Source organism: Serratia sp. FS14, from assembly GCF_000695995.1.
GTDB classification, from domain to species: Bacteria; Pseudomonadota; Gammaproteobacteria; order Enterobacterales; family Enterobacteriaceae; genus Serratia; species Serratia nematodiphila.
The window spans coordinates 3,013,037-3,026,176 of the sequence record NZ_CP005927.1; the positions used below are offsets into that span (position 1 = coordinate 3,013,037).

Genomic DNA, 13,140 nt, shown 5'->3' on the forward strand with positions numbered 1-13,140 from the left:
GCACCATTTTAGTATGTCCGATAATTTATAATATTTCGGACGGTTGCGAAATTGTTAATAAATGCCCACCAGGCAGGGAGGCCGATATGCCCGTCGATTTTCTGACCACTGAGCAGGAACAGAATTACGGTTGTTACGTTGCAGAACCCAATGACGTGCAGCTGGCGCGCTATTTTCATCTTGATGAACGGGATCTTGCCTTCATTAACCAGCGACGGGGCAGGCATAACCGGCTGGGAATTGCGCTTCAGCTCACCACCGCCCGTTTTCTGGGCACCTTTATGGGGGGCTACAAGTTGCTAGCCAACGCAAATGAGGTTGGGAACGATTTTGGATATAGACTTTATCAAGTCTAATTTTCTGGAAAAGATCTTCTTACTATGGACAGTCGACATCGAAGTTTGAATATTGGAATGCTCTAATTTGGAGTCATGTCCATGGTAGAGCTTCTTTCCTTTACATCGACGAAGCCTTTCTGCGGCTGGACGGCGTGGCGCGCTGTGAGGCGCTGGAACCGTTCGGCCGGCGGGTGCGCGATCGCATCCGGCGCGAGCTGCATTTGACGGTCGGGGTCGGCATTGCGCCGAGCAAGACACTGGCCAAACTGGCCAACTTCGCGGCCAAGAAATGGCGCGGCACCGGCGGCGTGGTGGATTTATCCGATCCGGTGCGCCAGCGCAAGCTGCTGGCGTTGATCCCGGTGGAAGAGGTGTGGGGCGTGGGGCGCCGCCTGACACGCCAGCTGCAGGCGATGGGGATCCATACCGCGCTGCAGCTGGCGGATTGCGATACCCGGCTGGCGCGTAAAACCTTCAGCGTAGTGCTGGAGCGCACGATACGTGAACTGCGCGGCGAATCGTGCCTGCGGTGGGAAGATGAGGCGGCGGCGAAAGAGCAGATCATCTGTTCCCGCTCGTTCGGCCAGCGTTTGACGCATTACCCGCACATGCGCGAGGCGATCTGCAGCTACGCCGAACGCGCCGCCGAAAAGCTGCGGCAGGAAAAACGCTATTGCCGCAACGTGTCGGTGTTTATCAAAACCAGCCCGCATTCGGCGGGCGAAGGCTATTACAGCAATATGGGCACCGCCCGGCTGCAAACCCCGAGCAACGACAGCCGCGACATCATCGCCATGGCGGTGCGCGCGCTGGAGAGCATCTGGCAGGAGGGGCGGCGTTATCTGAAGGGCGGCGTGATGTTGGGGGATTTCAGCGCCGCCGCCATGGCGCAGATCGACCTGTTCGACGACTGCCCGCCGCGCCGCAACAGCGAGCGGCTGATGGCGACCCTCGATCGCCTGAATCAGGAAGGGCGCGGGCGCGTATGGTTCGCCGGGCAGGGGATCGTCAAACCGTGGCAAATGAAGCGCGAAATGCTGTCGCCGGCTTACACCACCCGGCTGGCGGATATCCCGCTGGTGCGGCTGGGGGAGCGGGAGCCGCGCGCCGCCGAGCCGAAGGAGGAAAAACGCCGCGGGTGACAGCCGGCGGCGTGGGTAGGCTATGCGTTACTTCACCGCTGCCGGGTCCGGCTTATCGGGGGTGATGCCATACAGCACCATGGCGCGGTTGACCTCGCTGCGGGCGATACGGCCTTCGTCAGCCAGCAGTTTCAACGCGGCGATCGCGATGAAATGGCGGTTGACCTCGAAGAACTCACGTAGCGCCTCGCGGGTGTCCGAGCGGCCAAAGCCGTCGGTGCCCAAGGTGATAAAGGCGCGGTCCGGCAAGAACGGTTTGATCTGATCGCCGACGATCTTCATATAGTCCGTCGCCACCACCACCGGGCCAGGATGCGCCGCCAGCAGACTCTGTATATAAGGGACTTTCGGCGGGTCTTCCGGGTGCAGCAGGTTCCAGCGTTCGGCCGCCATGCCGTTACGGCGCAGTTCGCTCAGGCTGGTGGCACTCCAGATATCGCTGGCAACGCCAAAGTCCTCGGCCAACAGCGCCGCCGCCAGCGCCTCGCGCATGATGGCGCCGCTGGCGATCAGCTGAGCGCGCGGGCTCTCTTGGTTTGCCGTTTCGTTCTGTTTGAGCAAATAGGCGCCCTGGATAATCCCGTCCTCCACGCCCGCCGGCATCGGCGGCTGCGGGTATCCTTCGTTGAGCAAGGTGATGTAGTAGTAAATATCCTCTTGTTCAACGAACATCCTGCGCATGCCGCTCTGAACGATCACTGCGAGTTCATAGGCATAGGTCGGATCGTAGGAGACGCAGCTGGGAATGACGGAAGACAGCACGTGGCTGTGGCCGTCGTCATGCTGCAAGCCTTCGCCCATCAGAGTGGTTCTGCCGGAGGTGGCGCCGAGCAGGAAGCCCTTGGTGCGCGCGTCTGCCGCTGCCCAGGCGAGATCGCCCACCCGCTGCAGCCCGAACATGGAGTAAAAGATATAGAACGGGATTGTCGCGACATCGTGGTTGCTGTAGGCGGTGCCGGCGGCGATCCAGGTCGATATCGCGCCGGATTCGTTGATGCCTTCCTGCAAAATCTGGCCGTCTTTGGCCTCTTTGTAGTAGCTGAGCTGCCCGGCGTCTTGCGGGGTATACAGCTGGCCGAGCCAGGAATGGATGCCAATCTGGCGGAACAGGCCTTCCATGCCGAACGTGCGCGATTCGTCCGGCACGATGGGCACAATCAGTTTGCCGATGTTGGCGTCTTTGAGCAGCGTGCCGAGGATATTGACGAAAGCCATGGTGGTCGACATGTTGCGTTCGCCGCTGCCCTTCAGCAGGCCGTCGAAGCGCGATAGTTCCGGTATCGCCAGCGGAGCGGATTGGCCGAAGCGGGCAGGGATGTAGCCGCCCAACGCAGTGCGCGTCGCGGTGATGTACTTCGCCGCCGCGCTGTCGGGTTCAGGCTTCAGGTAAGGGATCTCTGCCAGTTGGGCGTCGGAGATTGTCAGCCCTAAACGGTCGCGGAAGGCTTTCACCGCATCCTGGCTCATTTTTTTCAGCTGGTGGTTGATGTTCTGCCCTTCACCGGCTTCCCCCATGCCAAACCCTTTGACGGTTTTGGCCAGCACCACCGTCGGTCTGCCCGTGGTATGCACCGCCTGATGGTAGGCGGCGTACACCTTTTGCGGATCGTGGCCGCCGCGGTGCAGCGCCCAGATCTCATCGTCGCTCAGGTCGGCGACCAGCTCGAGCAATTCCGGGTACTTGCCGAAGAAATGCTCCCGCACATAGGCGCCGCTTTGCGATTTGAAGGTCTGGTAATCGCCGTCGACGCACTCCATCATCCGCTGCATCAGCAGTCCGGAGCGGTCTTTTTGCAGCAGTTTGTCCCAGCCGCTGCCCCAGATCACCTTGATCACCTGCCAGCCGGCGGCTTTGAAGGTGCCCTCCAGTTCCTGAATGATCTTGCCGTTGCCGCGCACGGGGCCATCCAGCCGCTGCAGGTTACAGTTCACGACGAAGATCAGGTTATCGAGTTTTTCTCGCCCGCCCAGCGCAATCGCCGCCAGCGATTCCGGTTGATCCATCTCGCCGTCGCCGAGGAACGCCCACACCTTTCTTCCCTGGTGAGGTTTCAGCTCGCGGTATTCCAGATAACGCATGTAGCGCGCCTGGTAGGCGGCGGTCAGCGGCCCCAGCCCCATCGAAACGGTGGGATATTGCCAGAAATCCGGCATCAGCCGCGGGTGCGGGTAGGAGGAGAGGCCACGGCGCGCGGATTCGCGACGAAAGTTGTCGAGCAGCTCCTCGTCGATGCGGCCTTCGAGATAGGCACGGCCATAAATACCGGGGGCGGAGTGGCCCTGGATATACACCATGTCGCCGGCGAAATCATCGGTGCGCCCACGGAAGAAGTGCGTGAATCCCACATCGTAAAGCACTGCGGCCGATTGGTAGGTGGCGATATGCCCGCCAACGTTGGAATGTTTGCCGGCGCGCAGCACCATCGCCATGGCGTTCCAGCGAATAAACGCATTGATGCGCGCTTCAGCGGCCAGATCGCCGGGATACGTCGGCTGCTTATAAGCCGGAATGGTGTTCACGTAGGGCGTGGTGACCAGGCTGAAGAAATCGCCGTGTTTTCGCTGATCGGCTTCGGCCATTTTCTCCAGTAAAAAATGCGCGCGCTCACGGCCGTCGATATCGGTGACGCCTTCAAATGCCTCAAGCCATTCAGCCGTCTCTTGCGGGTCAAGATCTGCTTTAACCACGGGTTGGTTCATAAAAGCTCCAAATGTACTTACCTGATAAGGCGCTGAGCGATACAGGGATTTATTGAATTGCAAGTGCAATAGTTGCAAATGCAATAATGGCGAAAGCCACTCTATCCCTTTACAATTGCAATTGCAACTCACCGTTTTTGACGAGAAAAATGACATGACAGATAAACAACCCGACCTGTGGTTCTCCTTTGTGCGCGCGCATCGGGCGATGATCAGAAAGATAGAGGCGAAGTTGTCGGAGGCGGGGCTGCCGGTTTACGCCTGGTATGACGTGTTATGGGGATTGGAAAGCGGGGAAAACGGCACACGCCGCATGCATGAGCTGGCGGACGTGTTGGTGATTGAGCGTTACAACCTGACCCGCCTGATGGATCGCCTGGAAAAAGAGCGGCTGGTCACGCGTTTTCGATCGGATGACGATCGCCGGGCCTCCTTCGCGACTATCACCGAGGAAGGCAAGGCCCTGCGGAAAAAGATGTGGGAGATCTACCGCACGGTGGTCAACACCCATTTTCTCAACCAGTTCAGCGAAGAAGAGATCGCACGCTTCTCCGACGCGTTGGACAACGCGATGCAGCTGGCCAGAGAGTGATCAGGCATCGGGTGTGATGTGCAGAACGCGCAGCGCATCGGCGATCAGCGCCGAAGGGATTTTCTGCTCGTCGGCCAGCAGTTTGAGGGCGCAGAGGGCAATCCATTCCGCCTGCGGGTAGTGGATTTCGCCGCGCACCCGTGAATCTGAGCCCACCGCGGCAAAGCGTGCGGGAATGAATCGCTTGAGCTGATTGGCAATCAGGTGCGAATAGTCGGTGACGGCGACGACGGGGGCATTCCCGGCACCCAGGCACGTTTTCAGATGGCATTTGCCGCCGCTGTCCTGGCGCTGCATGTCGGCGAGTTCGGCGTCCTGCGCCAACCGCGTGTAGCTGGGGCAGCTCCAGATTTCAGACGCAATCCCCCAGTTTTTCAATACCTCGGCCGCCTGCTGAACGCGGGCGAGCGCACGGCCGGCGCCGCACAGACGAACCTGCAACGGTGAGTCTGCCGCGGCGGCGACGCGATACATTCCCCTGAACGCCTGTTCTGCGACAAACGGCTCCCCTGAAGAGAGGGGGCCATTGTCTGCGTTGGTCGCAAGATACACCATCTTTCTCGTTCCCTCCAGATAGAGCGCGCGCAGGGCGTGATGGAGTATCGCGCCGGTTTCTCTGGCATTGGCCGGATCGAAAGGCAACCAGCCCGGCATGGCCGTGAGCTGAAGCGGGAACCAGGCCTGAACGCCTTTCGGCAAATCGGCACTGCCGGTATCTGCATCGCTGATGAAAATCCCCTTGCGATTGGTTTCCGGCTCAAGCCCGCGGAGCATGTCCACCGAGGGCGTGTTGACGAAGTAAAACAGCGGCTTCTCATAACGCTCTGATTGATGGCCAAACCAGAGCGGCCAGGCGGTGGCGTAGCGGGAAATCGGCGGCTCGGCGCGCCTTCTGCCGTCGATAAGCCAGATGTCGCCGCTGGCGTTGAGTTCGCCCAGAGTTTGCGCCGTCCAGGCGCTGGCAGAAGGGCGCGAAGCGCCGGCTTTTTGGCTGGCGGAGGTCATCTTGCGGATACAGGCTTCGGCCAGGGTTTGGGTTCTGGCCGAGGCGGCGGGCAGTGTTATACGTTGAGGCGACATGCGGAGCATTCTCTTTAAGTTGCAAGTGCGATGATTGTAATTGCAATTCATGGCGTGTGCCAATGACTTCTGAACAGGTCGCAGCCATCCAGGTGTGTCCCGCGGCGATATATTCAGGTTCTGCAGATGCGATCCTATTTGTTTCACCGACCAGACAGCCGCCATCCGTTGTCCTTATTTCTGCAGTTTTTTATAAATGACGGGCAGCTAAAAACGGTTTGCCGATAGGGATAATGCGCGTGTCAATCCGCGTTAAACGAGAATATCGGCATCTTAAAAATAAAACGAAATAAGGATGAAAGCATATGCCTGGATTTAATTATGGTGGTAAAGGAGATGGGACTAACTGGAGTTCTGAACGTGGTACGGGCCCTGAGCCGGGGGGCGGCGATAAAGGCCATTCCGGCGATCGCGATCGCGGCGGCGCCGGCGTTGGCAACAGCCCGGAACAACAACAGATAGCGGCGATCCAAAACGATCCGGCGCTGCGCATGAAGCTGGAGGCGGTGATTAAGGCGGCGCGCAGAATTAACCCGGATGCGAAATTGCATATTGAAAGCGTCAGCCCATCCGGCACGCTGAGCCTTTCCGCCACCGGTTTGACGGCCGATCAGGCGAAGCACATTGGCCTGGGGGGGCTGGTGATGGGGGTCAATGCCAAGGGGGTGACAGTGGCGCTCGGGGATATCGAAACCGGCCATGCGCGCAAGCCCTCAACCCCTGGCAAAGGCGGCAACAATGGCCTGAATGCCGGGCAGATCGGCGCCTCTTCGTTAGGCAGTTTCGTGACAGACTCGCATCGCGATCGGCCCGTCAGCGGCTGGCATGGCAACGGCAAAACCGGCGAATTCTCGACGACCCGCACGACCGGGAGTTACTACGGTTTTCATCATTTGAAGGTGGAAAAGCAAGACGGAGTGGTGACCTACAACCTCTACTATAAGGCCAATAAGAACCGGCCCGCGTTTATCGCCGTGGTGAGAGGGGATAACCTGAATGCCATGGAGGTGAAATATGCCAACGGCAAACCGGTAAAATCGCCCGGCTCGGTAAAAACGATCGTTAAGGAATTCGTCGAATATCAAAATGCGGAATTAAAAGCCATCAAGGATGGCGTCAGCCTGGCCGCAGGTATCAATAAAGATATCGCGGAAAAGATAGGCGCGAAATACGCCAAACTCGCCAAGGATTTGGAGGCGGGAATTCAAGAGAAATATATCCGCAACGTGCAAGATGCGGAGAAAACCTACGAGCAATTGACGAAGGGCCTGAACAAAAAGCTTAAGGCGCAGGACAAAGCGGCGATTGTCACCTGGCTGAAAATGATCGATGCGGAACAGTATGCCCGCAATGCGCGGGTATTGGGCAAGGTCTTCACCGGGGTGGATTGGGCGATCAAAGGCGCGGATCTGGTAAACGCCGCGATTGAAGGTTTCTCAACCGGCAACTGGAAAGCGTTCCGCAACCAGCTCGAAGCGCTCGGGTTGTCGATCGGCGCTGGGTATACGCTCTCCGCTATCGCCGCGTTTTTCGCGCCGACGCTGGTGTCGTCGACGGTGGGCATTTTCGCCTTCGCTTACCTGTTTGGCTGGGCCACCAGCTATATCGATGCGGAACGTGCGGGGGAGCTGGAGAAGTGGGTCGCTGACCTGTAACGGCATGAGGGGGCTGGCCCCCTCATTTTACCCCTCACACCCTCTACCTCTTTCACACCACCGGCGCCACCGTCAGCAGCAGATTGGCGAAACGGCGCTGTTCGCCGGAGGCGATCACCAGCAGCGTTCGATCCGATTTGACCGCGGCGTAAAACGCCTCGCGCGGCAGGTGTTCGACCGGGCAATGTGCCGGCAGCAGCTGCCGGTATTCGGCTTCGATGGTGTTGGTGAAGTCCGGCGGGCAGGTCATCAGCGCCGCGCTTTCCACGTTGATGCAGGCCAGCAGTTTTTCCAGGATCGGCGGGGCGGCGAGCGTGCCGGGCGCCAGGTTCAGATAGACCACGGTGGCGTCTTTCGGCGCATGCGTCATGCAGGCGTAGTTGCCGTCGGCGATCAACACCTGGGTTTTATGCCCGCATTGCGCCAGTGCGGCGAGCAGCGGCGGGTGAGTGATGGCGGATTTGATCATAAAGCGATTCCTGAATAGGGGGGCGGGCGTGCCGCCCCCAACTGAACTACATGCGGAAGATGCCGCCGTTGATGTCGAGAGTGGCGCCGGAGATGAAGCCGTCGTATTCCGCCGCCAGGAAGGCGATGGCGCGCGCCACGTCGTCCGGCGTGCCTGCGCGGCCCAGCGGGATAGCGCGAACGGTTTCCTCCGCCGATGCCTGGGTGGTATGGCGATTATGAAAGCGGGTGCCGAGGATCAGGCCGGGCGCCACCGCGTTCACCCGGATGCCGTGCTCGCCCAGCTCCGCCGCCAGCGAGCGCGTCCAGGTGAGCACCGCGCCCTTGGTGGCGGAATAGACCAGCGAGCCGGCGTGCCCGCCGGCGCGGCCGGCCAGCGAGGCCAGGTTGATGATGCTGGCGCCGTCCGGTGCCGCTTTCAGGTGCGGCAGCGCGCTCTGGGTAACGTTCAGCATGGTGGTCATGTTCACGTCGATCACGGTTTGCCAGAAGGCGCGGTCGATCTCGCCCAGCCATTTGCGCCCGACGATGCCGCCGACGTTATTGATCAGGATATCGATGCCGCCGAGCAACTCGGCGCCGGCCGAGACGCAGCGCAGCGTTTCGTCGGTATCGATGAGATCGGCGTAGCCGTAGGCGGCCTTTTGCCCCAATGAATGGGCCAGCGCCACCAGCGCTTTGGGGCCGCTTTCGTCGCTGTGATAGTGAAAATAGATGTCGCAACCGGCCTTGATCAGCCGCTCCGCGGTGGCGCGGCCGATGCCCTGTTCCGCCCCGGTGATAAAGACCTTTTTTCCCGCAAGATCGCCCATGATTGACTCCTTATTAGTTCGTTAAGAATTGATGACGCCTTCACGCTGTTTGGCGCAGTAGAAAATGCAGATCAAACCGGTGGCCAGCAGGCACGAAGCCAGGAAAAACAGCCCCGGCGCGCTGCTGCCGGTCAGATCGTTCAGCACGCCCACCGCATAGGGGGCGACGAAACCGCCGATATTGCCGATGCAGCTCACCACCGCCAGCCCGGCTGCTGCGGCCGCGCCGGTGGAAATGTTGGCGGGCATGGACAAAAACGGCGGCACGGCGGTGTAGATGCCGATGGCGGCGATGCACAGGAATGACAGCGCGACGAACGGGTCGTATTTAAAAAATGTCACCGCGCCCATCAGGCCGATGGCGGCGATCACCATGCTGAGGCCGGCGAACACGCCGAGTTTTTTGGTTTTGCTGGCCCACAGACTCCACGGATAGACCAGCAGCGCGGCCAGGCCGTAGGGAATGAGCGCCAGCAGGCTGACGCGGAAGATATCGCCGCCGGAAATGGCGCTGATGATCGACGGCAGCCAGGTGCCGAAGCCGTAAATGCCGCACACCATGCCGAAGTTGAGCAGCGCGTAGAGCAGGTATTTCTTGTTTTTAATCCCTTTCAGGAAGTCGCCCAGCGTGATTTTAGAGCCGGATTTGGAGCGGCCGGCGTTGCTCATCAGCCAGGCTTTTTCCTCCACGTTCAGATAGCCGACATCCTTGGGCGAGTTCTTGATCAGGAATGGGATCAACAGGCCGATGACGATCGGCGGCAGCCCTTCGAGGATGAACAGCAGCTGCCAGGGGGCGAACCCGAACCAGTCATGCTGAATATTGAGAATAAAGCCGGAAATCGGCGAGCCGACCGCGTTGGACAGCGGCTGGACGATGATGAACATGCCGAGAATTTTAGTGCGGTACTTTTCCGGGAAGAACACCGTGAAGTAATACACCACCGAGGGAAAGAAACCGGCTTCGCACACGCCCAGCATAAAACGGCAAATATACAGCTCCATCGGCGTGCGCACAAAACCGAGCAGGGTCGCGAAGATGCCCCAGGAAATTAATATTCTGGCGAACCAGATGCGCGGGCCGAATTTAATGGTGCCGGCGTTGCTGGGTATTTCAAACAGGAAATAGCCGATAAAGAAAATCCCGGAGGCGAAGCCGAAGGCCGAGGCGGTGAGGCCCAGGTTATCTTCCAGCGCTTTGGCGGCGTAAGCCATATTGTTGCGGTCGAGAAAGGCCAGGAAATACAACAATATCATGAGGGGCACAATATGCAGCGTCAATTTCCTGATGGCGCTGCGTTCAATATCCTTTGGCATTATTTTTTTCATCATGGTTTTTCCCATGTGGTTAATCGGAATAATAGCGGCCCGGCCCAAAGCAATGAGCGGAGAGCTGAATAACGACGTTGCGTGCATAAAAGCGTCGCGCCGTTTATTTATTGCGACGATTCTATTTCTCTGATTTTGGCTGCGCCGAGCCGAACGATGCCCGGCTGCACATCGTTTGGTAAAGCCGTTTTTACTCTATTAACCGGCGGTTTTGACCGAGCGCCGGCTGATGACCGTCGGCGGGAAGAGAAACTCGCCGGGCGGTTGCGAATCATGGTTGATGCGGCCGATCAGGCGTTCGACCATCAGCTGCGCCATCTCCGCCAGCGGCGGCCGCACGGACGTCAGCCCCGGTTCGGCCAGGCCGGCCAGCGCGATATTGTCGATGCCGATTACCGAGATGTCTGCGGGCACTTGGACGCCGGCGGCGCGCAGGCCCACCATCAGCCCGATGCCTAACGCATCGTTAATCGCCACGATGCCGTCCGGGCGCGGCGCCAACGCGAGAACGCGCGGCGCCAGCGTCAGCCCCAATTCGAACATTTCCGTGTCGCCGTAGGCGCTGGTGGCCTTGCCTTCGATCACCCGTTGGCGTTCACTCAGGCTGTGCCCCAGCGCGCTCAGAAAACCGTCGATCTTGTGGCTGCGCCCCACGGTCAGCGTCGCTTCGGTGGCGAACACGATGTGTCGGCAGCCGCGTTCGAGCAGGTGCTGTGCGGCCAGGCGCCCGGCGGCGATATTGTCCATCGACACGCTGTCGAACAGCCGGCTATCGGTGGCCATCTGCTCGGCAAACGGGCTGTCGTAGCTGACAATCTTCATGCCTCGCTCGGCGGCCCGAACAAAATGGGTCTGGCGAATGTCGCTCGCCGCCACGATGATGCCGCGCACGCCGTGCAGGAACATATCGTCGATAAACGCGGCCTCCTCCTGCTCCTGGCGGTAGGCGTTGCCGAGCAAGACCCGGTAACGGTGAGCCCGCGCCGCGCCGTCGACCGCATGCGCCAGCGCCGAAAAGCTCGGGTTAACGATCGACGGCAGCAGCAGGCCGATGATTTTCGCCTGCGGCGCGGGCACCGCCGCTCGGGCCGGTGGGTAGCCCAGGGTCGCCATCGCTCGTTCGATGCGCTCACGGGTCTGCGCGCTCATCTGGTGACTGCGATTATTCAGCAGGTTCGACACGCTGCTGATGGACACGCCGGCCAACCGCGCCACATCACGAATATTTGCCATTTGCCGATACCTTGCTGCCTGCCGTTAGCCTGCAATCTATAAGGGAAGCCGGCCGCAGGCAAGCTGCAACCGGGGCGCCGCGTGCATGGGATCGCGCATTTGTGAGAGTCGTCAGGCGGCAGCCGTGTTGTTTACTAAACAACAGCGGGGGTGGGGGCACTGTGTTAACGCAGATGAGTGAGATCTGCGAAGCATCTCTCGTTTATCGCCCTTCGGGGCGGCGGGTTCTGTACTATTGTTTTCTCTTTGCGGCACGTTCCAGGCCGATGGGGCGCTGGGCGCAACGGAGATCACAGATGAACAAACGGGAATTAGAAAGCGCGATTGTCACCGATTTTTCCAAACGCATGAGCTATGGCGACTACCTGTGCCTGGACCAACTGCTGGACTGCCAGCACCCGCTCTCCAACCCGCCGCATCATGACGAAATGCTGTTCGTGATACAGCATCAAACCTCCGAACTGTGGATGAAGCTGATGCTGCACGAGCTGCAGGCGGCGCTGCGGCTGGTGCAGCAGGACAAACTCAGCCACTGTTTCAAAATCCTCGCGCGCGTCAAACAGATCCAGCGGCTGCTGTTCGAACAGTGGGCGGTGCTGGAAACGCTGACGCCGTCGGAATACGTCGAGTTTCGCGACGTGCTGGGCAGTTCGTCGGGCTTCCAGTCGCACCAGTACCGGTCGATCGAATTCCTGCTCGGCAACAAGAACGCCGCCATGCTGGCGGTGTTCAGCAACGACGCGGAAAAGCACGCCGCGCTGAAGGCGATCCTCGAAGCGCCGAGCCTGTACGACGAATACTTGCTGTACCTGGCGCGCCACGGCTTGCCGATCCCGCAGGAGTGTCTCGAGCGCGACTGGACGCAGCCCTACCAGCGCAACCCGGATCTGCTGCCGGCGTTTAAAGTGATCTACGACAACCCGCAAACTTACTGGGAAGCCTATGAAATGGCGGAGAAGCTGGTGGATATCGAAGAGAGTTTCCATCTGTGGCGTTTCCGCCATATGAAAACGGTGGAGCGGATCATCGGCTTTAAGTCGGGCACCGGCGGCTCCAGCGGCGTCAGCTTCCTGAAAAAGGCGTTGGATCTGACCTTTTTCCCCGAGTTGCTGGACGTGCGTACCGAAATCGGCGCCTGAGACATTGTGAGGGGGAAGGGCGATGAGCGTGAGGATTATCGATAAGGCGGCGGAGAAGGTGGTGGGAGTGAGAGTCGTGGGGCCGTATCCGCAGACCATCCCGCAGGGCTCGCAGCAACTGTTGGCATGGCGGCAGCGCCACGACGTGCCGTTCGGCAAATGGCTGGTGCTGTATTGGGACGATCCGGCGGAAGTGGCGCCGGAAAAGCTGCGCGCCGACGTGGTGATGAGCGAGGCGGACGATTTCGCGCTGCCGGCGGGCAGCGAGGGCGTCACCGTGCAGACGCTGCCCGCCGGGCAGTATGCGGTCTACCACGTGCGTATCAGCGATGGCGATTTCGAGCGGGTGTGGGGCGAGTTCTATCAGAAGCTGCTGCCGGCCAGCGGCTACCAGCCGGTTGAGGGGGTGAGCTATGAACACTATCTCAACGACTGCGAAGCCGACGGCTATTTCGACCTCGAGATTTACCAGACGGTGAAGAAGTGGTGAAGGGGAAATGATAAAGAAGGCTGAATCGATGGGCGGTACAGATTCAGCCCGTTGTGTTGGCTTAACGTCAGTGATTTTGCCGCCAGCCTATTCATCTCCTTGCCAAAAGGGGTTACAGCGGACGGCGTTTTTGCCGGTACTGCCGCCCGGGGGGCGGCGTTA

Annotated in this window: 11 protein-coding genes and 1 pseudogene; 6 read left to right on the forward strand and 6 right to left on the reverse strand. The window is 59.8% G+C overall.

Annotated features, from left to right (window positions below; genetic code table 11):
- Positions 1–86: 86 nt before the first annotated feature.
- Both L085_RS13585 and umuC read left to right on the forward strand, forming a co-directional pair.
- Positions 87–284, forward strand: a pseudogene (locus L085_RS13585) (DUF4158 domain-containing protein); the annotation flags it as partial.
- Between the two features lie 137 nt (positions 285–421).
- Positions 422–1,480 (forward strand): translesion error-prone DNA polymerase V subunit UmuC, encoded by a 1,059-nt coding sequence (gene umuC, locus L085_RS13590; RefSeq protein ID WP_255347256.1) that lies wholly within the window; start codon positions 422–424, stop codon positions 1,478–1,480.
- Positions 1,481–1,507: 27 nt separating this feature from the next.
- Here the strand turns inward: umuC and aceE are convergent, their stop codons facing one another.
- Positions 1,508–4,180 (reverse strand): pyruvate dehydrogenase (acetyl-transferring), homodimeric type, encoded by a 2,673-nt coding sequence (gene aceE, locus L085_RS13595; protein ID WP_044030983.1) that lies wholly within the window; start codon positions 4,178–4,180, stop codon positions 1,508–1,510.
- Between the two features lie 154 nt (positions 4,181–4,334).
- Between aceE and L085_RS13600 the strand changes: the two genes are divergently transcribed.
- Positions 4,335–4,772: a MarR family transcriptional regulator gene (locus L085_RS13600; RefSeq protein ID WP_015378305.1), complete on the forward strand. Its 438-nt coding sequence runs from the start codon at positions 4,335–4,337 to the stop codon at positions 4,770–4,772.
- Here L085_RS13600 and L085_RS13605 read toward each other — a convergent pair whose 3' ends face one another.
- Positions 4,773–5,852 carry a hypothetical protein gene (locus tag L085_RS13605; RefSeq protein WP_044030984.1) on the reverse strand — a complete coding sequence of 360 codons (1,080 nt, stop codon included), beginning with the start codon at positions 5,850–5,852 and terminating at the stop codon, positions 4,773–4,775. It lies immediately after the preceding gene.
- Between the two features lie 305 nt (positions 5,853–6,157).
- Between L085_RS13605 and L085_RS25915 the strand changes: the two genes are divergently transcribed.
- Positions 6,158–7,507: a colicin-like pore-forming protein gene (locus tag L085_RS25915; protein WP_044030985.1), complete on the forward strand. Its 1,350-nt coding sequence runs from the start codon at positions 6,158–6,160 to the stop codon at positions 7,505–7,507.
- Positions 7,508–7,559: 52 nt separating this feature from the next.
- On the opposite strand, the gene L085_RS13615 is transcribed toward L085_RS25915, so the two are convergent.
- The 4 genes from L085_RS13615 to L085_RS13635 form a co-directional block, all read right to left on the reverse strand.
- Positions 7,560–7,976 carry an RbsD/FucU domain-containing protein gene (locus tag L085_RS13615; RefSeq protein ID WP_044030986.1) on the reverse strand — a complete coding sequence of 139 codons (417 nt, stop codon included), beginning with the start codon at positions 7,974–7,976 and terminating at the stop codon, positions 7,560–7,562.
- A 46-nt stretch (positions 7,977–8,022) separates the two neighbouring features.
- Positions 8,023–8,787: an SDR family NAD(P)-dependent oxidoreductase gene (locus L085_RS13620; protein ID WP_044030987.1), complete on the reverse strand. Its 765-nt coding sequence runs from the start codon at positions 8,785–8,787 to the stop codon at positions 8,023–8,025.
- Positions 8,788–8,808: 21 nt separating this feature from the next.
- Positions 8,809–10,044 (reverse strand): MFS transporter, encoded by a 1,236-nt coding sequence (locus L085_RS13625; protein ID WP_021505752.1) that lies wholly within the window; start codon positions 10,042–10,044, stop codon positions 8,809–8,811.
- A gap of 270 nt (positions 10,045–10,314) precedes the next feature.
- A complete protein-coding gene (locus L085_RS13635) occupies positions 10,315–11,349 on the reverse strand; it encodes a LacI family DNA-binding transcriptional regulator (RefSeq protein ID WP_044030988.1) in 1,035 nt (344 codons plus the stop codon).
- 296 nt (positions 11,350–11,645) lie between these two features.
- On the opposite strand from L085_RS13635, the gene kynA reads away from it, so the two are divergent.
- Both kynA and sbmC read left to right on the forward strand, forming a co-directional pair.
- Positions 11,646–12,488, forward strand: coding sequence for a tryptophan 2,3-dioxygenase (kynA, locus tag L085_RS13640; RefSeq protein ID WP_015378298.1), 843 nt, complete (start codon positions 11,646–11,648; stop codon positions 12,486–12,488).
- A 22-nt stretch (positions 12,489–12,510) separates the two neighbouring features.
- Complete coding sequence (gene sbmC / locus L085_RS13645) at positions 12,511–12,978, forward strand: DNA gyrase inhibitor SbmC (RefSeq protein ID WP_044030989.1); 468 nt, start codon at positions 12,511–12,513, stop codon at positions 12,976–12,978.
- The last annotated feature ends 162 nt before the right edge of the window (positions 12,979–13,140 follow it).